Here is a 25,032-nt window from a genome sequence, read left to right as displayed (position 1 = left end):
CTGTCAGAACATCATGAAGCCAGGATGAAGTCTGTGGCCGACACGGTGTTCGGGTCGCCAACACCTACCAGGGTGATTGAGCCAGCGCCGAAGTTGAGCAACGTATCCGCACCGAGATCGACCATATTGACACTGCTGTTGAACGTCGCTGCCGTGATGTTGAGCCCGACGATATTGAGCAGATCCTGACCTCCCGCCGCATCGGTATCGAAGCCGAGGATCCGGTCGTTACCGAAGCCCGCCGCGAACACGAAGATATCGTCGCCACTGGCGGCATTCATCGTGTCGTTGCCGGCACCGCCAGCAACACTGTCGTTGCCGGCACCGCCATCGAGGAGGTCGTTGCCGGCGCCGCCGAGCAATGTGTCGTTGCCGCCCGCGCCGTTGAGGGTGTCGTTACCCACCCCACCGGTCATGACGTTGTTCGACGCGTTGCCGGTACCGACGAAGTTGCCGACCCCGGTGAAGAGCAGATGCTCGGCATCGGCACCCAGCGTGTAGCTGGTCAGCGACGTCTGTATCGAGTCCTCACCGTTACCCGCCAACTCGATGACCCCGTCCGCGGCAGAATCGACGCGGTAGGTGTCATTGCCGACTCCGCCTTCCATCCGGTCAGCGCCCGCATCGCCATTGAGGACGTCGTTGCCGACGCCACCGAGCAATGTGTCGTTGCCGCCACCACCGTTGAGGGTGTCATTACCCGCCCCGGCGGTGATGATGTTGTTCAACGCGTTGCCGGTACCGGTGAAGTTGCCGACTCCGTTGAAGAGCATGTGCTCGACATTGGCACCCAGCGTGTAGCTGTTGAGCGTCGTTTGTACGGAATCGGTACCTTCACCCGCCGTCTCGACCACCAGGTCCCCGGCCGAATCGACGCGGAAGGTATCGTTGCCGACTGCGCCGACCATCCGGTCATTGCCCGTACCGCCAGTGATGACATCGTTGCCGGCTCCACCGAGCAAGGTGTCGTTACCACCATCGCCGTTGATAGTGTCATTACCCACCCCGCCGGTGATGACGTTGTTCAACGCGTTGCCGTTGCCGGTGAAGTTGCCGGTGCCGGTGTAGAGCAGGTTCTCGACATTGGCGCCCAATGTGTAGCTGGTGAGCGTCGTCTGCACGGAATCGGAACCCTCACCCGCCGCCTCGGTCACCAGGTCCCCGGCTGAATCGACGCGGAAGGTATCGTTGCCGGCTCCGCCGACCATTGCATCATTACCCGCACCGCCGGTGAGGACGTCGTTGCCGGCACCCCCCATCAAGGTGTCGTTGCCGTCGCCGCCGTTGAGGGTGTCATTACCCGTCCCGCCGGTGATTACGTTGTTCAGCGCATTGCCGTTGCCGGTGAAGTTGGCGACTCCGAGGTAGAGCAGATGCTCCATGTTGGCGCCCAGCGTGAAGCTGTTGAGCGTGGTCTGTACGGAGTCGGCCCCCTCACCCGCCAACTCGATCAGCACGTCCCCGGCATTTTCGACGCGGTAGGTGTCGTTGCCGGCTCCACCCAGCATCTGGTCATTACCCGCACCGCCATTGAGGAAGTCGTTGCCATCCTCGCCATTGAGGAAGTCGTCGCCGTTCCCACCGCTGAGATTGTCGTCGCCGACGCCGCCAAACAACTGGTCGACACCATTGAGGCCAATGAGCGTATCGTTCCCGCCCAGGCCAAACAGCACATCACTACCTGCGCCACCGACAAGGGTGTTCGCCAGGGCGTCGCCCGTTTGCACCGCACCCTGCAGCAGGACCAGCGCCGTCGCCGCAGAGGTCACCGACTCCAGTGTGCCGAAGCCATCGGTGTAGCGCGCGATCACCCGGATTTGCTGGTTGACCTGCGCCGCCCCAGGGGTGAAGTTCACGTTGGTCGCACCGGCGATATTGGTGAAGGTAGTCCCGGTACCTTGCTGCCATTGATAGCTGAATGTGCCCACCCCGTCCGGATCGACAATCCCGGCCGTCAGCGCGGTCAGGGCCAGCCCTTGAGTCGGTGTCGTATTGTTGATCAGCAACGCACCTGTCGGTGCATCGTTGACATTGGCCACCGGAGCCGTGGCGTCAGACGCGATGCTTTCGGCCACGCCGAAGTTATCCACGAAACTGACTACCACGCGCACCTGATCGCCGACCTGAGCCTGGCCAAGCGTGAACGTGCTGCCGGTGGCTCCGGGGATGTCAACGAAAGTGACCCCGTTGGTCTCCTGCCACTGGAAGGTGAACTGCGGATTGGTCAGGCCATCGACATCGATGATGGTCGACGGGTCGGCGGTCAACACCTGGTTCTGCGCCACAAGCCCGAGGATCGTCGGCCCTGCGGTCGGCAGGTTGTTCGCCGACGAGTCGACGATCTCCAGCGTACCATTGCCATCCTGGTACACCGCCCGAACACGAATGTTCGAACCGGCGACATCATCCGCCACCCGGTAGGTGGCGCCCGTCGCCCGCGATACCTCGCCGGCGGCGATAAAGGTGATGTCTTCATAGATGCCCGAACCGGCAACGGTTTCGACCTGCCAGTAGTAAGACACCGCACCGGTAATTGCGCCGGTCGGATTGGTCGCACTCACGCTGTCCAGGTCGTGGACCGACTGGCTGCTGACGCGCAGCAGTTGGCCGGCGACAGGCGCTGGCTCACGCGCACCGGTGGTAGCGTCGAGGATCGCCAGACGCCCCACAGGTCCGTTGTTGACTGCGGTACCGACGAGTGTCGGTTGCGCCTGGTCGGAGAACTGCAGGCGCTCGATGCCCGTCAGGCGATCGGCGCCGTCACGGCCCGCCACCAGGTCGGTCACGATGACGGCATCGCCATCGCGGGTAATTGCGTACTCCGAGAAATTGCCGGAATACACCGCGGTGTCGAAGCTGTCAGCGCCGGTCAGAATCTCCCGCACGACGACCAGTTGGCCTGGGTTGTAGGTACCGTTGAGCATCAACGGTACCAACGGTTCCATGCTGTTGAACGTGGCGATTTCCGCACCAGTGCCATCAGCGTTTGCCCGTACGCTGATGCGTACGTTCAGCCACTTGTCGCCATCGATGATGTCGTCGCCACCGCGGCCTTCGATGAGGTCGCCGCCGCTGCCGCCGAGGATGATGTTGCCGCCAGCATAGAACGTCGATCCGACTGGCAGCAGGCCCGCCAGACCGTCGATCAGGTTGATGTTGGTCAGCACACTGCCGGTTGCACCTGCGGTAGGCAGCGACGTCGCATCTTCGTTGTCACCGCGCAGGAAGTCACCGTGTGTCGAACCCGACAGGCCTTCCATGATGTCGAAGCGCACCAGCGCCGAGGCACCGGAACCTGGCATCGGTGGCACATCGAAGAAGCGATCGCTGTAATCGATGCTCACGCCCTGGGCGAGGTCCTTGAAGGTCGCCCAGTCATAGCCGGAGCCGCCGATATAGCGGTCACCCATGCCGAGACTGCCGACCATGATGTCGTCACCGCCTTCGCCGTTGAACTTATCGTTCTCGTTGCCGCCGACGAATACATCGTTGCCGATGACCGGGTCGTTGCCGAGCGGATCGAAGTTGTCGCCAGGTGCACCGTCCGAGGTGCCCTTCTCGATCCAGTCGTCGCCTTCGTTACCCATGTCCTGTTCGTTGGCCTTGCTGCCCAGGATGAAGTCGTTGCCCTGGCCACCAATGGCTTCGGAGGCGTCCTCACCGGTCACGATGAAGTCGCTGCCGAACCCGCCAATGATCAGGTTGACACCGTTGCCTCCGTGCAGCACGTCGTTGCCGTCGCCACCCTGGATGTTATCGTCGCCACCGGTGTCGGTGATGATGTCGTTGCCATCGCCGCCACGCAGTTGGTCGTTGCCGTCCCCGCCGTCGATGCGGTCGTTGCCGGCATCACCCCAGACAGTGTCATCGCCTTCGCTGGAAATGAGGATGTCGTCGTTGTCGGTACCACCCAATACGATGTGCTCGGCACCGGTGTAGCGGATGAAGTTGGTGTCCGGGCCCACGGTCAGCGGGTTGTCGCGGAACACCACCTGCTCGCCGTCCGGGCCGAGCGGATCGGCAGCGAGCAGGCCTTCGTTGAATTGCTTGCCCGGGTCGACTTCCAGGTAGAAACCTGGGTCGGAGAACACCAGGCCCGGCAAGTGCGTGGCCGAGGTGTTGGCCATGATCAGCTTGGCGAACGAGTTGCTTTCCAGTTCGGCATTCATCGACAGGCCAGAGGTACGCTCCAGGTAGTAGAAGCGATCGCCGTCCTGCAGTTTTTCCAGCTGGTTCTCGAACACGAAGTTGAAGGTTGTGCCGAGCATGCCGCCGAACGGAGTTTTCTGTTCAGCCAGGCCGCCAATCCACATATCGATGGCATCGACGCCCGTGACCGTGACATTTCTCAGGTCATCGGCAGTGCCCGCGATCCCATCCCTGCCAGGCAGCGTCACGTTGGCAAAGGCACCGGTGCTGTTGAGGAAGTCCAGGCGGTCAGCCGGCGCCCCTACACCACCAAAGACCAGCGCCAGCGCTGCAGCACGTTTGCCCTCCAGCGTGGTCGCCGCCGTGATGGTGTCATGCGTACCATAGGCCGCGATGAAGTTGATCAACGACTCCGGATGCTTGAGGTGCTGCACCAGGTCGACCCAGCTGTTGTACGGCTTGAGTTGGGTGTCACCGGTTTGGCTGTAGATGTCGCGGCGGAACGCGTTGAGTGAAGGAATCCCCGCGTCGCGGCCACGGGCGATGTTGATCGCCGGCAGATCGAGCGGCAGGCCGAGCAGGTTATTGCGCAGCGCCTCGGTGACGAACTCGTCGATTTCGTTACCGGTTTGCCGGGTCACCCCGCGCACGATCGCACTGGTCGCATCCTCTGGCGACACGCCACTGGCGGCGTACGCCAACGGGTTGAGGAACGCCGCGATCAAGCCCAGTTGCTGATCGGGATTGGCGCTGGCCGGATCACCTATCACGTTGAAGTCGATATCGTAGCGATCGACAGTCTCGGTCAGCATCGAGTGGCCAAACCGGTACACGGTGTGGGCGAACTCGGCGACGATCGACGGATCGAGGTCGACGTCATAGACCTGGGTCGGAGCGAAGAACAGGTCGACGTTAGGCTGGATGGTCCGCGCAAACTCCTCGAACACCAGGTGCTGATACTGCATCTCGGTGCCGAACTTGGCAGCCTGGAACAAGCGCTCGCCATTCCACTGCAATGCATCGAACTCAGCCTGGGTGGTTGGCAACGCAGCCACCGGAGCGAGCAGCCACTCGTTGAGGAAGGCCACGTCTCCCGAATCGAGCACGGTGTCCTTGGTCTGCTGGACCAGGCGGTTGTGCTCGGAGTGGAAGATCGCATGCACTGCGGTCAGGCCGATGTTTTCGTTGACCCGACCGTCGCCGGCGATGTAGTGAGCATCGAGCAGTTCGTTGTCATAGGTCAGGTTGTTGCCGGCCCCGTCAACGGGCTGCGCATTGCCGACATCGGTGTCGGCATCCGCCTGTAGAACCCCACCTGCAGAAACCGGCACGGCGTTGTGGGCGATGTCGTTGAGGAAGGCATGGCCGGTGCGTACCGCGTTCACGAGGCTGACCGGATTGGCCGGATCGCCTTCGACAAGCGTAGTGACGTCATCGGCGGTGCCGGCAATGCCATCCGCCCCGTTGTTGACCCGAATGACAACCTGCGGGAAGCCGTTCGCCCCCTTGATGAAGTTGCCATAGGCGTCAGTCGCCAGCAGTGGGCCGCTATCGATATCGGCGTCAGTCAGATTGATGCCAAGAATGTCACGGGCCTGGGCCTTGACCACCTTCCAGGTTGCCATGCCACCGATTTCAACGTCGTCAGCGGTGCCAAACGTACCATCCGCCCCCAGGTCACGGTTAGTGATCAACCTGCCGGTGGCGACCGGTTCGCCCGCTGCGTTGAGCTCATAACCGCGCAGGAACACCTGATGCGACGGGTGCGAGCTGTAGGTCTGGTTCTGGTCCACGAACGGCGTGGTGGTGTTGGTATGCTCATGGATGTCGTCGGCCGTGCCAAGAACGCCATCCGGCCCTGGCTGGTTGGTTGCCCGGGTCAGGACCATGAAGTTCGTCGGACTGCCTGGGACAAAGAGCGGATCATCCGGCTGCAGCGGAATGAAGACGGTGCCCGAACCACCTTTGGTCACCAGGTCCAGGCCATGATCGAAGAACTGCCCGAAGAAGGTCATCCAGGCGTTGAACGGCGCGGACAATCCCGCGTCCGCCGCGGTGTTCTCGATCAGGAACACATCGTGGTCGTCGAGCGTACCGAACTGTCCATCCAGCCCGGGGCTCTTGACGATCTGTACGCCATCCTTGAGCACGTCGTCATTAAGCGGACCCACCACGCCGAAGTCGAGATGCCCGTTCAAGCCCGGGTCGAAAGCCGTGGCATAGGCCGCCGCATTGTTCGCCGTCTGGTCGACGATCAGGTTACTGATGGTGCGCGGCTGCGAGTCAATCACCAGACCGCTGGTCTGCGTGTACGACGTCCCGCCTTCCGCCGGATTGAAGACCGGATCGCTCAAGCGCGGAAAGACGTTGTCGGCGGCACCAAACTCGGTGTGATTGTTGCCGTTGAGGTTCAACAGGTTGTTGTTCGACCCGTCGACCGCACGCAGGCCCAAAGGCGAGCGAATATTCGGGATCAGCGAGAGGATGTCCTGACCAGACGCTTCAGCCTCGGCAATCTTGATCTGGTCAAGAATGAAGTTGAGGTCGGAGCGCACCATGTGCAGGCCCGCGCCACCCGAGGTGGCATCGACTACCGGGATCGGCGCCGTCGGTACCACCGGTGCGCCGGGAGCCACCAAGCCAGTCGGCTCCGAAAACACGATTTCAGTGGTGCCATGAGCATCCTGGTAGATCGCCTTGACCCGCAAATTCAGCCCGGCAAGGTCGGGAGATACCTTGAACGTGGTGCCGTCGGCACTCTGGAACGCCAGGTCGCCAGCCGGCAACAGGATGATGTCCTCGAAAACACCGCTGCCCGCAACTGCCTCGAACTGCCAGTAGTAGGACACGGAGCTATTGACCAGGCCCAGCGGATTTCCCGCCGCGATGTTGTCGGCATCGCGCAGCGCCGCCGCACTGACAGTCAGCGTGTCGCCCACCGTAATCACACCGCCAACCCCACCGGTGACCGTCGGACTGCCGGTCGGTTGGGCATTGAGCCCGTCCACCAGCACCATCTGCTGATCGGCAAATTGCAGGCGTTCGACATGCAGCAGGGTATCGGTGCCATCGCGACCCGCGACACTGTCGGTCACTGTATAGATATCGTCCGCCAGATCGGCGGTGCCGCGGTCGTCGACAGTCACCGTGTAGTCGAGTGCGACTCCGGAGTAAATGGCGGTGTCGAAAGCCGCCCCACCCGTCGAGACGCCGGGCATGATTTCCCGCACGGCCTTGAGCTGGCCAGGGTTGATGGTGCCGTCCAGCATGAACGGGATCATATCGGCCATGCTGTCGAAGCTAGCGATTTCAGGACCGAGATGGTTGACGTCGGCAGGGTCATATACGGCAATCCTGACGTTGATCCATTTGTCGCCATCGATCAGGTCATCGCCGCCGCGGCCCTCGACCAGGTCACTGCCATCGCCGCCGAGGATGATGTTGCCGGTGGCAAATCCGGTGACCGGCAGGCCGGCATCGGCCAGGAACTGATCCAGGCCGCGGATCAACGCGACATTGGTCAGCGCACTGCCCGTGGCGCCACCGTGGTTGACGATAGTGACTGCATCGACATCATCGCCTTTGAGCACATCGCCGAAACTCGAGCCGGACAAACCCTCGACCTCGGCAAAACGGTCGAGAATCGAGGCTGGCGAGGCGCCGACCGGATTGAACACCCCGGCGTTCTGGTTTGGTGTGTTGCCGTGAGGCTGAGCCAGTGCGGCCAGTCTCAGGTCAGCGGTCACGCCAACCTTGTCGTTCTTGTAGGTGATCCAGTCGAAGCCGGACATGCCGTCCATCTTGTCCTGGGCATCGCTGCCGACAAAGATGTCGTCGCCACCCTCGCCGATCATTTCGTCGAAGCCGCCACCCCCCACAAAGATGTCGTTGCCAATCACATCGTCATTGAGCAGCGGCGAGAAGTTATCGCCAGGCGCACCGTCCTGGGTGCCCTTCTCGATCCAGTCATCACCTTCGTTGCCGGTAGGTGGCAAGTTGGTCTTGGCACCCAGGATGAAGTCGTCACCCTGGCCGCCGAAGGTGGTACTGATGTCTTCGGTGGTGATGATGAAGTCCTGGCCGTCGCCACCCAGGATCAGGTTGCCTGCGGCAAGCATGCTGCCGGCGATGATCACATCGTTACCGGCATTGCCTTCCATACGGTTGTCGCCGAACGCGTCGCTGATGATGTCATCGCCATCGCCACCGAGTATCGCATCGTTCCCCGCACCGCCTTCGAGGCGGTCGTTGCCGGCGTCGCCGTAAAGGGTGTCATCGCCTTCACCGGAAATGATGATGTCATTGCCGGCGGTGCCGCCCATGACGATATGGTCTTCACCGGTGTACTGCAGATAATTGGTATCGGGACCTACGGTCTCGGGGTTGTCGCGAATCACCAGCGGCACGACTTCCACGCCGTTGATCATGATGCCGCCCGTCGGATCGGCCCTGCCATCCACGCCCTCTCCGGTGAACTGGCTGGCCTGATTCACTTCGAGGGTGAACGTAGGTGTCAGGAACACGGTGTTCGACAGGTGGGTGACATCGGTGTTGAGCATGATCAACTTGGCAAAGGAGTTGTTCTCAAGCTCAGTGCCGAAGTTCAGGCCCGCGGTACGCGACAGATAGTAGAAGCGGTCGCCGTTCTGCAACGCCTCCATCTGGGTTTCAAACACGAAGTTGAACGTCGAGCCGAGCATGCCGCCGAACGGCATTTTCTCTTCGGCGAGGCCACCGACCCAGAAATCAACGTCGTCGAGGCCCGTGATCGTCACACCCGTTATGTCGTCTGCGGTACCCAGTACTCCATCCTGGCCGGCCTGGGTCACGTTGGCCCAGGCACCGGTGCTGTTGAGGAAGTCCAGGCGGTCGGCAGGCGAACCTGCACCACCGAACACCAGCGCCAGGGCTGCTGCGCGTTTCTCTGCCAGCGTGGTCGCCGACGTGATCGAGCCATGGGTGCCATAGGCCGCAATGAAGTTGACCAGCGACTCGGGGTGCTTGAGGTGGTCCACCAGGTCAGCCCAACTGATGTACGGCTTCAGTTGGCTGTCGCCGGTCGCGGCGTACATCTCACGACGGGCTTCATTCAATGTAGGAATGCCAGTGTCGCGACCACGCGCCATGTTCAGGGCTGGCAAATCGAGTGGCAGACCGAGCAGGTTGTTGCGCAAGGCTTCAGTGACGAACTCGTCGATCTCGTTGCCGACCTGGCGGGTCACACCGCGAACGATCGCCCCTGCCGCCTGGTCAGCGGTCAGGCCGCTGCCGGCGAAGGCCAGCGGGTTGAGGAAAGCCGCGATCAGCCCCAGTTGCGAGTCCGGGTTGGTCGGATCGGTGAGCAGCGGATTGAAGTCGGGATCGAAGCGATCGACGGTCTCGGTCAACATCGAGTGACCGAAGCGGTACACCACGTGGGCGAACTCGGCGAGGATCGCCGGGTTGATCGAGGTGTCATAGCCGTTGGGCGCAAGGAACTCATCGACCTGCGGTTGAATGGTCCGCGCGAACTCTTCGAACACCAGGTGCTGGTACTGCATCTCGGTGCCGAACTTGGCGGCCTGGAACAGGCGTTCGCCGTCCCACACCAACGCTGCAATCTCAGCGGCTGTAGTCGGTATCGCGGTCACGTCGTCAACCAGCCACTCATTGAGGAAGGCCAGGTCGCCGGAGGCAAGGATGGTGTCCTTGGACTGCTGGACAAGACGGTTGTGCTCGGAGTGGAACACATGGTGCACGGTGGTCAGGCCGATGTTTTCGTTGACCCGGCCGTCACCGGCGATGTAGTGGGCGTCGAGCAGTTCGTTGTCATAGGTCAGGTTGTTGCCGGCCCCGTCAACGGGCTGAGCATTGCCGACAGTGGTGTCGGCATCCGCTTGCAAAACCCCGCCAACGACGACCGGCGCGGCATTGTGGGCGATGTCATCGAGGAAGCCATGTCCGGTGCTCACGGCATTGGCCAGACTGATAGGATTTGCCCGGTTGCCTTCAACCAGTTGAGTGACGTCATCGGCCGTGCCGGCGATGCCGTCGGCACCATTACTGATGCGAATCACTACCTGCGGCATGCCGTTAGGCCCGCGAATGAAGTTGCCGTACGCATCGGTTGCCAGCAACGGCACGTTGTGCACATCGGCGTCGGTCAGATTGATGCCAAGAATGTCACGGGCCTGCGCCTTGACCACTGCCCAGGTCGCCATGCCGCCATTTTCGCCTGTGCCATCATCGGCGGTGCCGAACCGGCCATCGGCGCCAAGATCGCGATTGGTAATCAGGCGCCCTGTGGCAACGGGGTCGCCTGCCGCGTTGATGACGTACTCGCGCAGGAACACCTGATGCGAAGGGTGCGAGCTGTAGGTCTGGCTTTGGTCGACGAACGGCGAGGTGGTGTTGGTCTGGCCATCATCGGCCGTGCCGACTACTCCGTCCGCCCCAGCGGTACGCACTGCACGCGGCAGCACCATGAAATTGGTCGGGCTGCCCGGTACGAACAACGGATCGTCCGGTTGCAGCGGAATGAACACGGTATCGGTAGCGCTCTTGGTGACAAGGTCAAGACCATGGTCGAAGAACTGCCCGAAGAACGTCATCCACGAGTTGAAGCTGGCGGTCAGGCCAACGTCCGGCGACACGTTGGGAAAGAGGAACACATCCTTGTCATCGGCAGTGCCGAACACCCCATCCAGACCGGGGCTGGCGACGATCTGTACGCCATCCTTGAGGACGTCGTCATTACCGGCACCCACCACACCGAAGTTGAGCACCCCGTCCAGTCCGGGGTCAAAGGCCGCTGCATAGGCCGCCGGATTGTTGGCGGTCTGGTCGACTACCAGGTTACTGATAATCCGTGGTTGCGGGTCGATCACCGGCCCTGTCCCGACATAATCGGGCAGGAACGAGGGTTGAAGCAGGCGCGGGAAAGTATTGTCCGCGGCGCCAAATTCGCTCTGGCCGGTCACCAGGTTATTGAGGCTGCCATCGACGGTACGCAGACCGAATGGCACCTGAGTGTTGGGTAGCAAATCATTGAGGCTGGCGCCGTCGGCTTGCGCTTCGGCGATAAAGATTTGTTTGAGGATGAACTCCAGGTCCGCTTTGTTGAAATTGGCCATTTTGAATTGCCCTCGATCTATCTGGGTAAAGGCGCGGGACGAGAAGGTCCTTCCGCGCCAAGTCATGTGCTGGCTTGTGCAGATTGTTGGTTTTGTTTTTCAGCGAGAGCTGGCGTTACCCGGAACTCGGGATACGCGCCTGGAATTCGCGTAATGAAAGGCTCGCCGCGTGATCAGGCAGAGCGGATGCGTGCCCTGGGCGGGCCATGGAAACAGGAGGTAAAGGCAAACTTGCTGGTAAGCCCCTTCACTCTGCAAAACAACGAAATGATCAACATGTTCTGCTCCTTCCGGGTGAATCACCGCGCCTTGCGCTGCCAAAGCGATGGCAAGCTTCAGGCGGGCAGGCCCCCCCGATAACTAAGACTAAAGTTCCATAGCAAAACTTTGTCAATATTACGTCGCTAAAACAGACGACTGGTGTTTTAGGCTTCCAACTAGCTGTTTTTAAAAGACATATAGGAAGTTGAGTGCAGGTATAGAGCGAAATGTTATTTCGGACTGTTTCGCAGCCACCTACGCTCCTGCATAAGGAGCAGCGCAGAGATTTCGGAAGACTCGCCATCCACAGAGCGACCCAGCCTGCGCGTGCATAAGTGGTTTAAGGAACTACATTTACTGTTAGCTGTTGCGCCACAAGGGCGACCGGCTTTTCGCAGTGGGAGGACCACCATGCCCAAACAGTCGAGCATCCGTTCCGAACTGGCCGACGCCCTTTTTCGCATGCGCCGCAGTTTTTATTCGCTGGCAGCGTTCAGCGGCGTCATAAACGTCATGATGTTGACGCCAGCTATTTATATGCTGCAGGTCTATGACCGAGCCCTGGTCAGTCGCAACGTCACGACGCTGACGATGTTGACTGTGCTGATAGTGGGGCTGTTCTTGCTGATGTCCACGCTGGAGATGATCCGCACGCGGGTTCTGATCCGGGTCGGCAACTGCCTCGACATGGAACTCAACCGACGCATTTTCAACGCAGCATTCGAGCGCAACCTGAGCCGCGCCGGTGGTAACCCGGCCCAGGCCCTGCAAGACCTCGCCCAGGTTCGCCAGTTCGTCACCGGCAACTCGCTGTTCGCTTTCTTCGACGCGCCGTGGACACCGATCTACCTGCTGGTCGCCTACCTGATCCACCCACTGCTCGGTCTGCTCACGCTGGTCGGCTCGCTGATCCTGATGGGCCTGGCTTATCTCACTGAAAAGGCGACACAGAAACCGCTGGCCGAAGCCAATCAGGCCGCGATGTCCTCCGCCCAATACGCCAACAACAACCTGCGCAATGCCGAGGTCATCGAGGCCATGGGCATGCTGCCGTCGATCAGCAAACGCTGGTACATGAGCCATTTGCGCATTCTGGAAATGCAGACCCTGGCCTCCGACCGCGCCGCCTTGATCAGCAGCACCGGGCGCTTCGTGCGTATCACCTTGCAGTCACTGATCCTCGGCGCCGGCGCGCTGCTGGCGATCGAAGGCAAGATCACCCCGGGGATGATGATCGCCTGCTCGATCCTCACCGGCCGCGCACTGGGCCCGGTGGAACAGGTCATCGCGTCGTGGAAGCAACTGCTCGGCTGCCGTTCGGCCTGGGGCCGGCTGAACGAGATGCTGCATGATTTCCCACGCCGGCCACCGAGCATGTCGCTGCAGCGGCCGCAGGGCATGCTGGCAGTGGAGAATGTGTATGCCGGCGCCCCAGGTACCAACAACACGATTCTGCGCGGAGTTGGCTTCAGCCTTGTCCCCGGCGAGAGCCTTGGCATTATCGGCCCATCCGCCTCGGGCAAATCCACCCTCGCCCGCCTGCTGGTTGGCGTCTGGCCGACGCAGGCCGGCAAGGTACGCCTGGATGGCGCGGACATATTCACCTGGAACAAAGGCGAACTTGGCCCCTGGATTGGCTACCTGCCACAGGACGTGGAGCTGTTCGAGGGCAACATTGCCGACAACATTGCGCGCTTTGGCGAAGTGGACAGCGAAGCGGTCATCCGCGCCGCCAGGATCACTGGCGTGCACGAGATGATCCTGCGTTTTCCCCAGGGTTATGACACCCGCCTGGGCACCGACGGCAGCCCGCTTTCCGGTGGCCAGAAGCAACGCATCGCCTTGGCTCGCGCGTTGTATGGCGAACCCAACCTGATCGTGCTGGATGAACCGAACGCCAACCTCGACGACGTCGGCGAAAAGGCCCTGGTCGATGCACTGGCCGAACTCAAGGCCCGTGGCGCCACCGTCATCCTGATTTCCCACCGTCCCAACGTCCTCTGCGCCGTCGATAAGGTGCTGATGCTGCGTGACGGCGGCGTGCAGATGCTCGGCACGCGCGATGAAGTATTCGCAGCGCTGCGCAAGGCCAGTGTGATACCTGCAGGCGCTTCGACTCCGCTGGCCTCCGTCAAAGCACGGGAGTGATCGATCATGCAAATGAGCCAACGCACCGATATGATTCAAGCCGACCCCAAGAACGTGGTGGATCTGGACGTCGCCAAACCCGCGCGCTGGGGCGTGTGGCTGGTGATCGCCGGCTTCGGCGGCTTCCTCCTGTGGTCCTGGCTGGCGCCGCTGGATGCCGGCGTGGTAGCGACAGGCACGGTCAAGGTCACCAGCAATCGCAAGGCCGTACAGCATCTGAGCGGCGGTACGGTTGAGGCCATTCTCGTTCGCGAAGGCGATATCGTGAAAAAAGGCCAGGAGGTGGTCCGCCTCGACTCATTGCGCGCTGCTTCCGAACAAGGCGCGGTCAGCGCCCAGTACATCGTCAGCAAGACCGTGGAAAACCGCCTGGAAGCGGAACGTGACGGCCGCGATGTGGTGAAGTTCGATCCCGAATTGCTCGAGCGCTTCAAGGGGGATCACCGCCTGGAGGCCGCCATGGACCTGCAACAGCGCCTGCTGGACACCCGGCGCGCCGGGCTCGCTGGCGAAATCAGCATCCTGCAGGAGAACCTCGCGGCGTCGGCAGTGCAGCTCAAGGGCCTGCAGCAGGTCTATGGTGCCCGCGCCTCGCAAATCAACTTCCTCAACCAGGAGCTGCAAGGCACCCGCGTTTTGACAGCCGAAGGCTATGTGCCGCGCAACCGTCTGCTTGAACTGGAACGCAGCAATGCCGACCTCTCCGCCGGCCAGGCCGAGAACCTCAACAACATCGCGCGCATACGCAGCCAGACCACCGAAATCAAACTGCGCATCCTGCAACGCCAGCACGATTACCTCAAGGAAGTCGAATCGCAGCTGACTGAAACCGCCAAGGAAAACACCACACTGGCCGACCGCTTGCGCGCACTCGACTATGAAGTGACCCACACGGTGATTCGCTCGCCGATCGACGGCATGGTCCAGGGCCTGAGCATTGCCACCGTCGGTGGGATCATTCAGCCCGGCTTCAAGATCATGGAAATCGTTCCGCTCAATGAACCACTGCAGGTCGACGCGATGATTCCCGTGCAGGCCATCGACAAGATGGTCCCCGGCCTGCCCGTGGACATTTCTTTCCCGGCTTTCAACCATGCCAAGACACCAAACATCCCCGGCCGCGTGCTGACCATCTCCGCCGACCGCCTGATGGACGAGGAAAACAAGCAGCCGTTCTATCTGGCCCAGGTGGAAGTCACGCCCGACGGCATGAGCCTGCTTGGCAAAAATCACATTCGCCCCGGCATGCCCGCCAGCGTCACCATCAAGACCGGCGAACGCAACATGATGAGCTATCTTCTTAAACCAATGCTCGAACGTGTGGACAGCTCATTCAAGGAACAATGAAATGGAACGTCGTTGCTTGCTCTTCTGCCTGCTGGGGTTGGCCCTGCCGGCCGACGCCATGGACCTCAAGCAAGCCTGGGACCTGTTGCAGTTCCAGGGCCCAATCTACCAGGCCTCCGTGCATGAAAAAGAGGCCGGCGAGGAAAACCGCGCCATTGGCAAGGCTGGCCTGCTACCGCAGATCAATGCCTCTGGCTACCACAACAAGGTCAATGGATCCCAAAGCCAGAGCGGCATCGACAGAGATCTCCATTACGACTCCAAGGGCGCCAACGTGCGCCTGCGCCAGCCGCTGTTCAACAAACAGAAAATGTCCGAATATCGGCAGGGTCAGCAGCGTGCCGACTACAGCGAAGCTGTATTCGATGCCAAGACCCAGGACGCCGCGGTGCGCCTGTCCGAGAGCTATTTCGATGTGCTCCTGGCCAGCGAAACCATCGTCCTGGCCAAGTCCAAGCTGAACGCCTTCGAAGAACAACTCGCCTCGGCGAAACGGCGCATGGAACTGGGGGCCGGCACCGTCACCGACATCGACGAGTCGGCCGCTCGCCGCGACCTCGCCGACGCCGAGCTGATCGAAGCGCAAGACAACCTGATCAACGCACGCCGCAAGCTCGAGGAATTCATCGGTGAAACCCCCGAGTCGCTGACCACCTTGCGCCCGAGCTTCGATACACCACCGCTGCTGCCGAGCAACCTGCAGGACTGGTTGGTCAAAGCCCAGGCCGATAGCCCGCTGATCCATGCGCGCCGTTATAACAGCGACCTCGCAGCAGAAGAAGTGAAGCGAGCCAGTGCCGGCCACTGGCCAACACTGGATTTCATTGCCGGCTACACCGCGGGTGAGAGCCAATCACTCTCCGAGTTGAATCAACGCAACCACTACGGCTCGATCGGGCTGGAAGTCAATATCCCGATATACAGCGGTGGTGGCGTCAGCGCGTTGACACGCCAGGCCAGTGCCAATAGCGACAAGGCCATGGACGAGCTCGACGCCGCGCGACAGGAAGTCATTACCGAAACCACCCGTGAGTATCAAGGCATCCTGAGCGGCGCCAAACGCATTCGCGCGCTGGAGACGGCTGTAGTGTCCAACGAACGCTCACTGGCATCGGCACGCAAGGGCTTCAAAGAGGGCGGTACCAGCACCAACTCGGACGTCCTCAATGCCGAAGAACTGCTCTTCGTTGCGCGCCACGATCTGTTCGAAGCAAAGGTACGCTATTTGATGTCGCGTCTGCGACTCGCCTCTTCGGTGGGCAGTCTGGGCGATGACGATATCAACCAGATCAACGACTACCTTGGCCCGGAACTGCTGGTCACCAAATAACGTTCATCTGCTACCCGGTCGAGCCAAACGCTGCCCACCGGGTCACTGATTCCTTTTATGCTCGATCCGGTTCCAAATGAACAGCCACGCCCGGTTCCAGGCTGTAAACTGTTTCCCCATGCGCAAACTTTTGTACCTGACCTTCTCCATGGCCTTGCTCGCCGCCCTCACGACCTACGCAATGTGGGCCGCGGACCGGCCAGCGGGTCATTACCTTTCGGACCTGCGGATCAACCTGGCTGTCGACCAGGGTACGCCAGCCGATCGTGGCAATCTGCTCGGCATCCAGCCCGAACTGTTTCCTACCGATTATCAAAGTCCCGAGCGTTTACACCGCAAGCTCGCGGCCTATCTGCAAGCAGCCCGGGACCAGGGGTTGTTGAACGGCAAGACCGTCGTCGTGTTGCCGGAGCATATCGGTACCTGGTTGATGGTCAGCGGCGAAAAGGATGAGTTGTATCAGGCCAGCACCCTCAAGGAGGCCATGAACTGGCTGGCGGTGAGCAATCCCCTGAAGTTCGCCAAGGCGTTGATCAGCGCCGAAGGTGGCAACCGCCTGGACGATGCTCATCTGCGCATGAAAGCCAAGGCGATGGCCAGAGACTACCAGGCATTGTTCGGTGGGCTGGCCAGGGAATTCCACGTGACGCTGGTCGCCGGCTCCATCGTGCTGCCCGAACCGAGCATCATCGACGGCACGTTGAAAATCGGCCGAGGCGCGTTGTACAACAGCAGTGTAGTGTTCAACAACGATGGCCAGCCGATCGGCCAGCCCCAGCGCCAGATGCACCCGTTCTTCGCAGAACAGAACGGGATCAAGGCAAACGGCGATCATTCGCTCAACGCCGTCGAGACTCCCGCAGGAAGATTGGGCGTATTGATCGGCCACGACAGTTGGTACCCGGAAAACTACCTCAAGCTCAACGACCAGAGCGTACAACTGGTTGCGGTACCGGCCTTTGTTGCCGGCCGTGGCACCTGGGATCAGCCGTGGCGTGGCTACAGGGGTTCAGCAGAGCCAGCCTCGGTCAACTTGAAGCCCGGAGAAGTCAGTGAAGGCCAGGCCTGGCAGCGCCTGACCCTTACGACCCGAATACCGGCCAGTCTGGCTGTCGCTGGCGTGAGTGTGTTCCTGCGGGGTCAGTTCTGGGATCAGGGCAGCGCCGGGAACAGCTTCCTCAGCCGCAATGGCCAGCACTTTGCCGACAGCAGCGCCCAGGGTGCGCGATTGCTGAACCTCTGGTTGTAAGCCATGAAACCGCAACCAATGCGCCTCGGCGATCTGTCGGTGGGTTTTGTACATAGCCTGGCGGATGCCGTGCGCAGTCATGGCGTCGATCCGCAGCCACTGCTCGATCAATACGGCCTCGATACCGCGCGCCTGAGCGAAGCGGGTGCCCGCCTGTCGATACCGCGCTACATGCGCCTGGGCCACAGCGCCATTCAACTGACCGACAACCCGGCCCTCGGCTTGCGCATGGGTCAGCTCAGTCGCCTGAGCCAGGCGGGCCTGGCCGGGGTCACCGCAGCCCAGGCACCGACTGTGCGTGAAGCCGCGCGTTGCCTGATCCGCTTCGAAGCCTTGTATGGTTCAAATTATCGGGGTCAATCCAGCTTTCACGAAGACCCTCAGGGCGCCTGGCTGCGCTTCTATTCGATCAGCCCCTATAACGCCTACAACCGCTTCGTGGTCGACTCGATCCTCGCCGGCTGGTTGCAGCAATTATCCAGTGTCAGCCCTGCCCCGCTGCGCGCCGAACGCATCGAGATCGAATTCGAGGAACCCGGTTACCGTGCAGCCTATGACGTTTTGGGTGACTGTCCGATTCAGTTTGGCAGCGAGCGCAATCAACTGCGCTTGAGCCTGGCAAGCCTCGCCCAACGCAACCCCGAACACTGCCCGAGCACCTGGCGCCATCTGCTGCAATTGTGTGAACAGGAACTGGAGCAATTGACACGCACCCGCAGCCTGCGTGAACGCATCATCGCGCTGCTGGGACCGTTGCTCAATGGCGGCCGGGAACCCGACCTGCAGGAGGTGGCGGCACGCTTGAAGCTGCCCACCTGGACCTTGCGCCGCAAGCTCGTCGAGGAAGGCACACAATTTCGTGCGATTCTCAACGACACCCGCCGCGACCTGGCGATGACTTACATACGCGACACAGAACTGGCGTTCGGAGAGATCGCCTACCTGTTGGGCTTTGCCTCAGCCGAAGCGTTTCAACGCGCATTCAAACGCTGGAACGGGCAGACACCTGGCGAATTTCGCCGCAGCCATAGAAAAACAGCCCAAAGCCTCTAGCTGCAAGCGACAAGTTGAAGCCTTAAAGCTCGGTCGCGTCTTCTGCTGGCTCCAGCGGATCCAGTTCAAACGCCTGATATTCGAGCAGCTCTTCTTGATAATCGTCCATTCTTGAATCCCCCAAACCCGTATTGAAAAAGCGTCTGAACAAATGACCCATTCCCTGAGCATAAAGTGCCCGCGTGAAAGAAACATGACGCGGATAACACACCCCGTTGCTACTGAATAAAACGTAGCAGTTGGTCAGGAATTTATCATTGGTTTTTTCGCGGGAAATCGCAGTACAGCGGACTTGCTTGATGCGGATCAATCTTCGGAGTGGCCTCAGGCTCGGGTCATCCGACCCGCGCCTGAGGTGTCACCCTCACTGGCCAGAGACAGGCATCGCTGGAATGGGTTCACTTGGCGGTGGCAAGTCAGTCGGATTCGACGGCGGCGTGATGATTTCCGGGGACAGTACGGGCGCCACACTCTCGACCGGTGTGATCGGAGCCGCTTCAGGGGGCGGGGCAACCGGCTCGGAGACGACAGGCATCGCTTCGGCGGGTGCAGGCGTTGACACTGCTGGTTCGATAGCGGGTGCCGCCGCCGGGGCCGGAGCCTGTGGTGCCGGAGCTGCCTGGGCTTCAGGCATGCCCAGGTCGGTTTTCGGCTTTTCGGTAATGTGCGCAGCCTTTTTCGCTTCAGGTGGCAGGAACAGTTCGACCAGAGCAAAGAAACGCTCGTAGAACTTGGCAGACGATACGGTTTCGCTGGCGACCTTGACCATCGAGTCATCTGAAGAACCGATCGGCATCGACACCGAGCCCAACACACCCACACCAAGACTGGCGGAGTTGTTGGTTTTCTTCAGTGCATAACGATCCTGCAGGGCGTTGGCAAACACCGTCGCGTGATGCCCTTCGCTGCCGTCATCGGCACAGACCACACTGAAGCTGATCTCCATGTGGTTCTCGCCGGTCTGCTGGAAGCTCTTGTGACCGCTGACCAGCTTCGAATCGTTGCTGGTGATGATGTAACCCTGGCTGAGCAAGGCGCGACGGGCGGCCTCACAGCTCTGGGTATCGGTGACCGGATAGTTGCGGGAAAAGGTTCCGGAATCGTCGAAATTCTCATGCTCGTAGATGGCGGTCTTGTTCGATGAACAACCGGCCGCAGTGGCAAGCACGGCAGTCAGCCCGACAACCCGCATGGGAAATGAATTAAACATTGAACATCCTGAGGAAAACGGTTCGGGGCATATTGTGCAACAGATCGATGCTTAGCGGAGCATCGATCGTGTCTTAAAACAGTTACAGGCTGATTGACCCCGGTTTTGCGCAAAAGTCACCGCAGCAAGTGACGTACGGCGCACAACAAAAAAACCCCGGCTTTCCGGCCGGGGTTTTCTGTGTAGCGCCAAACCTGTTCAGGCATCAGTATTTCTTGATGTCTGCCTGGCTTTCCAGTTGCTTGCGATACGCCGCAAAGTCTTGCTGACCGATGCGCGAAGCGAGGTAGCGACGGTACTGTGCCTTCTCTTCTTCGGTCGGCGCCGCTGCTTCGTTCACGCCATTGAGGCGCAGGATCATCAGACTGCCATCCGCCAGCGTCACGCTGGTGAAGGTCGGCTTGTCCCTGGTCGCCGGCTTCGCCATGCGGAACAGCGCTTGCAGCACCGCAGGGTCGACCCCTTCCTGAGCGCGAGTCGCCGCTTCGGTGACTTTCCAGGCCTGACCATCGACGGCCTGATCCAGCGGAGTCTTGCCATCGCGCAGGCTGGCAATCAGGGCTTCAGCCTTGGTCTTGGCATCAGCACTGGCGTGTTCCTTGGCCAATTGCCCGCGGATGGCGGCATCAACGCTTTCCAGTGGCAGTTGCGAAGGCTTGAGGTGCTCCTTGGCACGCAATACGACCACGGTTTCCGGATCCAACTCGATGGCGGTGCTGTTCGCACCCTCATCCAGGACTTCCGGGCTGAACGCTGCCGCGATCACCGCACGGTTGGCCGCAATACCTTCCCCACCTTCACGACCGAACGGCTTGGTGGTATGAACGGTCAGTTTCAGGTCCTGTGCAGGCTGTGCCAGATCGGACGCTTCGAACGAGGCGTCTTCCAGTTGCTTGCTCGCCTCGACAAAGCGCTGTTCGACCTGCTGGGTTTTCAGGGCGCGGGTCAGCTTGTCTTTCAGGCTGGCGAAGGTTGGCACTTCAGGCGCTTCCACGCCCAACAGCTTGATCAGGTGAAAACCGAAATCGGTGCGAACCGGTCCCGAAACCTGGTCCTGGGTCAACGAATAAAGGGCTTTTTCGAACGCCGGGTCGTAGACGCCAGGACCGGCATAACCCAGGTCACCGCCGTTGTTCGCCGAGCCCGGATCCTGGGAGAACTCCTTGGCAAGCGCCTCGAACTTCTCGCCCTTGGCCAGACGAGCCTGGATCTCTTCGATCTTCGCCTTGGCTTGCGCCTCGGTGGTCTTGTCGTTCACTTCAATCAGAATGTGCGCAGCCCGACGCTGCTCGGACAGGTTCGCGATTTCTTTCTGATAGGCTGCCTGCAGGTCTGCGTCGCTGACGCTGACCTGGTCGAAGAAGGACGCCTTCTTCAGCTCGAGGTAATCGATGACCACCTGATCCGGTGTCATGAATTCCTTGGCGTGCTCGTCGTAATAGGCTTTGACTTCATCGTCGGTCAGCTTCACAGCCGCCGAATCGGCCTTGATGTTCAGGGAGGCGAAATCGCGGGTCTGTTTTTCCAGACGGGCAAACGCCAGTACCTGTGCATCGGTGACGAAACCGCTACCTGCCAGGCCGGCACGCAGTTGGCCGATCAGCATTTCCTGAGCCAGCATCTGGCGGAATTGCATGCGGCTATAGCCGAGTTGGCGAATCACCTGGTCGAAACGCTCGGAACTGAACTTGCCGTCAACCTGAAACTCTGGTGTTTGCAGGATGACCTGATCAAGCGCCGCTTCGGAAAAAGCGAATTTCGATTTTTCTGCGCCTTGCAGCAGCAGCTTGCGATCGATCAGGCCCTTGAGAGCCGATTCGCGCAACATTTTTTCATCGAGCAAGGAAGCATCGAAATCCTTGCCCAGCTGTTGCATCAGCTGGCGGCGTTGCATATCGACCGCCTGGCTCAGCTCGTTCTGGCTGATCTCTTCGCCATTGACCTTGGCCGCATCATTACTGTGCGACGTGGCCTTGAAAATGGCGTCGAAACCGGTCAAAGCCATCAGAACAACGATGACCCCGATAATAGTCTTGGCAATCCAGCCTTGTGAATTGTCCCTGATATTCTGCAGCATGCGTCCCCCAGAAACGGTTGAACTTCAAAATTGGGCAACCGTGGAGCGTGGGTAGAATCCGGATAGAAGAAAGGCGCATCCGAGGATGCGCCTTCTCGTAACTGGCGGAGCGGATCGAGGGCTCGAACTGGCGACCCTCGGTGTCTTGAACCGGCGACCTGCAGTCAGGACTGCCGCTCCGCTGCCAAGTCAGGCATGACCCCGACCCGGATGGGTAAAAACCTGAATCGAACTTAGTTGACAGCTTCTTTCAGTGCTTTACCGGCTTTGAAACCTGGTTTTTTGGCTGCTGCGATTTCCAGCGTCTTACCGGTCTGTGGGTTACGACCAATGCGAGCTGGACGATCAGTTACGGAGAAAGTACCGAAACCAACCAGAACAACAGAGTCGCCAGCCTTGAGAGCGCCAGTGACGGATTCGATTACAGCGTCCAGCGCACGGCCAGCAGCAGCTTTCGGGATATCAGCGGATGCAGCGATAGCATCAATCAGTTCCGACTTGTTCACTCTAAGTCCCCTTATATCTATTTGAGTATGATTCTAAGTTTTTTGGTGAAAGCAAAAACGAGTGCTGAATGGCCTACAGACACTTAAGTGCCGCTTTATAACAAGGGCTCTAAAAAGCTGTCAAGAAAGCCCCCCAGGCAAATACGTACTAATGCGTGCTAATTCTTTCCTTAGAATCCGCGTCGCGTTTCTCATCCTTCGCGACTATCTCCGGAGCCACGTCCGGCAAGGGCTCCGGCGCGTATTGCAACGCAATTTGCAGGACCTCGTCAATCCATTTAACCGGTTTAATCTGTAGATCCTGCTTGATATTGTCCGGAATCTCTTTGAGATCGCGCACATTCTCTTCAGGAATGATCACCGTCTTGATTCCCCCGCGATGTGCCGCGAGCAGTTTTTCTTTCAAACCGCCAATCGCCAGCACCTGACCACGCAAAGTGATTTCGCCGGTCATGGCCACATCCGCGCGCACCGGAATGCTCGTCAATGCCGAAACCAGGGCCGTGCACATGCCCACACCGGCGCTGGGACCGTCTTTCGGGGTTGCCCCTTCCGGCATATGGATGTGCGTATCGCGCTTCTCATGGAAGTCCAGGGGAATGCCCAGGCTTTTCGCCCGGCTGCGAACCACGGTCAAGGCAGCGGTGATCGACTCGACCATCACGTCACCCAGGGAACCTGTCTTGATCAACTGACCCTTGCCCGGCACCACAGCGGCTTCAATGGTCAGCAGCTCGCCACCCACCTGAGTCCACGCCAGCCCGGTCACCTGACCGATCTGATCCTGCTGCTCGGCCAGGCCATAGCGGAATTTGCGCACGCCCAGGAAGTGCTCCAGCATGTCTGCGGTGACCTTCACCGAGAAGCGTTTTTCCAGCGCATGCTCCTTGACGGCCTTGCGGCAAACCTTGGCAATCTGCCGCTCCAGGCCACGCACACCCGCTTCACGGGTGTAGTAGCGGATGATGTCGCGGATCGCCTCGGCATCAAATTCCAGCTCACCCTTCTTCAGACCGTTGGCCGCGATCTGCTTCGGTGAAAGGTATTTGACGGCAATATTGATCTTTTCGTCTTCGGTGTAGCCCGGCAGACGAATCACTTCCATCCGATCCAGCAACGCCGGCGGGATGTTCATCGAGTTCGAGGTGCACAGGAACATCACATCGGACAGGTCGTAATCGACCTCCAGATAGTGATCGTTGAAGTTGTGATTCTGCTCGGGATCGAGCACTTCCAGCAACGCCGATGCGGGATCGCCACGCATGTCGCTGCCCATTTTGTCGATTTCATCGAGCAGGAACAGTGGGTTGCGGACACCCACTTTCGTCATTTTTTGAATCAATCTTCCTGGCATCGAACCGATGTAGGTACGGCGATGACCACGAATTTCCGCTTCATCACGCACGCCACCGAGGGCCATGCGCACGAACTTGCGGTTGGTGGCGTGAGCAATCGACTCCGCCAGGGACGTTTTACCCACCCCGGGAGGACCGACCAGGCACAACACCGGACCACGAATTTTCTTCACGCGCTTTTGCACGGCGAGGTATTCGAGGATGCGCTCTTTGACCTCTTCCAGGCCGTAGTGGTCGGCATCGAGAATGTCTTCTGCCCGCGCCAGATCCAGACGCACCTTGCTCTGGGCCTTCCACGGCACCTGAACGAGCCAGTCGATGTACGAACGCACCACGGTCGCTTCCGCGGACATCGGCGACATCTGCTTGAGCTTGTTCAGTTCGGCCGTAGCCTTGGCCAGCGCGTCTTTTGGCAGACCAGCGGCATCGATACGCTTTTTCAGGTCTTCGACTTCGTTGTGACCTTCGTCGCTGTCGCCGAGCTCTTTCTGAATGGCCTTCATCTGCTCATTCAGGTAGTACTCGCGCTGACTGCGCTCCATTTGCTTTTTGACACGGCCGCGAATGCGCTTTTCAACTTGCAGCAGATCGATCTCGGCATCCAGCAACGCCAGGACGTGCTCGACCCGGGCCGACAAATCGATGATTTCAAGGATTTCCTGCTTCTGTTCGATCTTCAGGGCCATGTGCGCAGCCATGGTGTCCACCAGGCGGCCTGGCTCGTCGATGCTGTTGAGCGACGACAGGACCTCAGCCGGGACTTTCTTGCCCAACTGCACGTATTGTTCGAACTGAGACAGCAGACTGCGAACGAAGACTTCCGACTCGCGCTCCGGCGCGTCGACTTCGTCGATCAGGGAGACTTCGGCACGGCAGTGGCCGTCCACTTCGCTGAAGCGCTCCACGGCGCCCCGCTGCTCGCCTTCGACCAGAACCTTGACCGTTCCGTCAGGCAGCTTGAGCAATTGCAGAACGGTGGCAATTGTGCCAACACGATACAGGGCGTCTTCACCAGGATCGTCGTCAGCCGGGTTTCGCTGGGCCAGCAGCAAAATCTGCTTGTCGCCCGTCATCGCAGCCTCGAGGGCTTCGATGGATTTCTCGCGCCCCACGAACAGCGGGATAACCATGTGCGGATACACAACAACATCACGCAATGGCAGGAGAGGCAATTCGATGGTTGTCTTCATGATTTCGCCTCTACGGCGGCCGCAAGGCCGTAATCAGATGGAAGT

11 protein-coding genes are annotated in these 25,032 nt (G+C 60.1%); 5 read left to right on the top strand and 6 right to left on the bottom strand.

The genetic code is table 11. The features are described 5' to 3' along the window. Positions 1–11 precede the first annotated feature (11 nt). Positions 12–11,261, bottom strand: a complete 11,250-nt coding sequence (locus CAG47_RS16365; protein WP_085725895.1) for a peroxidase family protein — start codon at positions 11,259–11,261, stop codon at positions 12–14. A 672-nt stretch (positions 11,262–11,933) separates the two neighbouring features. On the opposite strand from CAG47_RS16365, the gene CAG47_RS16355 reads away from it, so the two are divergent. From CAG47_RS16355 to CAG47_RS16335, 5 genes are all read left to right on the top strand, one after another. Next, the gene (locus CAG47_RS16355) at positions 11,934–13,670 is read left to right on the top strand and encodes a type I secretion system permease/ATPase (protein WP_085725893.1); all 1,737 of its coding nucleotides are present in this window, start codon (positions 11,934–11,936) and stop codon (positions 13,668–13,670) included. Positions 13,671–13,676: 6 nt separating this feature from the next. After that, positions 13,677–15,017 (top strand): HlyD family type I secretion periplasmic adaptor subunit, encoded by a 1,341-nt coding sequence (locus tag CAG47_RS16350; protein ID WP_085725892.1) that lies wholly within the window; start codon positions 13,677–13,679, stop codon positions 15,015–15,017. A gap of 1 nt (position 15,018) precedes the next feature. Continuing rightward, a complete protein-coding gene (locus CAG47_RS16345) occupies positions 15,019–16,347 on the top strand; it encodes a TolC family outer membrane protein (RefSeq protein ID WP_085725891.1) in 1,329 nt (442 codons plus the stop codon). A 118-nt stretch (positions 16,348–16,465) separates the two neighbouring features. Beyond that, entirely contained in the window at positions 16,466–17,596 is a 1,131-nt protein-coding gene (locus CAG47_RS16340) for a nitrilase-related carbon-nitrogen hydrolase (protein ID WP_085725890.1), read from the top strand. A 3-nt stretch (positions 17,597–17,599) separates the two neighbouring features. Further along, entirely contained in the window at positions 17,600–18,649 is a 1,050-nt protein-coding gene (locus CAG47_RS16335) for an AraC family transcriptional regulator (protein ID WP_085725889.1), read from the top strand. A 22-nt stretch (positions 18,650–18,671) separates the two neighbouring features. Here the strand turns inward: CAG47_RS16335 and CAG47_RS28120 are convergent, their stop codons facing one another. The 5 genes from CAG47_RS28120 to lon all read right to left on the bottom strand — a co-directional run bounded on the left by CAG47_RS28120 (position 18,672) and on the right by lon (position 24,987). Beyond that, on the bottom strand, positions 18,672–18,959 hold the full coding sequence (locus CAG47_RS28120; RefSeq protein WP_143515868.1) for a hypothetical protein: 288 nt from the start codon (positions 18,957–18,959) through the stop codon (positions 18,672–18,674). Between the two features lie 54 nt (positions 18,960–19,013). Then, on the bottom strand, positions 19,014–19,859 hold the full coding sequence (locus CAG47_RS16330; protein ID WP_085725888.1) for a DUF2242 domain-containing protein: 846 nt from the start codon (positions 19,857–19,859) through the stop codon (positions 19,014–19,016). Between the two features lie 205 nt (positions 19,860–20,064). Next, positions 20,065–21,936, bottom strand: a complete 1,872-nt coding sequence (locus CAG47_RS16325) for a SurA N-terminal domain-containing protein (protein WP_085725887.1) — start codon at positions 21,934–21,936, stop codon at positions 20,065–20,067. A gap of 233 nt (positions 21,937–22,169) precedes the next feature. Then, entirely contained in the window at positions 22,170–22,442 is a 273-nt protein-coding gene (locus CAG47_RS16320; RefSeq protein ID WP_002552737.1) for an HU family DNA-binding protein, read from the bottom strand. 148 nt (positions 22,443–22,590) lie between these two features. Then, the gene (gene lon, locus CAG47_RS16315; RefSeq protein WP_085725886.1) at positions 22,591–24,987 is read right to left on the bottom strand and encodes an endopeptidase La; all 2,397 of its coding nucleotides are present in this window, start codon (positions 24,985–24,987) and stop codon (positions 22,591–22,593) included. Between the last annotated feature and the right edge of the window lie 45 nt (positions 24,988–25,032).

The sequence above is a fragment of the Pseudomonas sp. R37(2017) genome (genome assembly GCF_002113375.1).
Taxonomy (GTDB): domain Bacteria; phylum Pseudomonadota; class Gammaproteobacteria; order Pseudomonadales; family Pseudomonadaceae; genus Aquipseudomonas.
The sequence above is the reverse complement of the archived record's forward strand: the minus strand, read 5'-3'. Positions and strand labels throughout refer to the sequence as shown.

Coding starts and splice junctions, on each gene's coding strand:
- CAG47_RS16365 (WP_085725895.1), bottom strand. CDS start 11,261: ATGGCCAATTTCAACAAAGCGGACCTGGAGTTCATCCTCAAACAAATC.
- CAG47_RS16355 (WP_085725893.1), top strand. CDS start 11,934: ATGCCCAAACAGTCGAGCATCCGTTCCGAACTGGCCGACGCCCTTTTT.
- CAG47_RS16350 (WP_085725892.1), top strand. CDS start 13,677: ATGCAAATGAGCCAACGCACCGATATGATTCAAGCCGACCCCAAGAAC.
- CAG47_RS16345 (WP_085725891.1), top strand. CDS start 15,019: ATGGAACGTCGTTGCTTGCTCTTCTGCCTGCTGGGGTTGGCCCTGCCG.
- CAG47_RS16340 (WP_085725890.1), top strand. CDS start 16,466: ATGCGCAAACTTTTGTACCTGACCTTCTCCATGGCCTTGCTCGCCGCC.
- CAG47_RS16335 (WP_085725889.1), top strand. CDS start 17,600: ATGAAACCGCAACCAATGCGCCTCGGCGATCTGTCGGTGGGTTTTGTA.
- CAG47_RS16330 (WP_085725888.1), bottom strand. CDS start 19,859: ATGTTTAATTCATTTCCCATGCGGGTTGTCGGGCTGACTGCCGTGCTT.
- CAG47_RS16325 (WP_085725887.1), bottom strand. CDS start 21,936: ATGCTGCAGAATATCAGGGACAATTCACAAGGCTGGATTGCCAAGACT.
- lon (WP_085725886.1), bottom strand. CDS start 24,987: ATGAAGACAACCATCGAATTGCCTCTCCTGCCATTGCGTGATGTTGTT.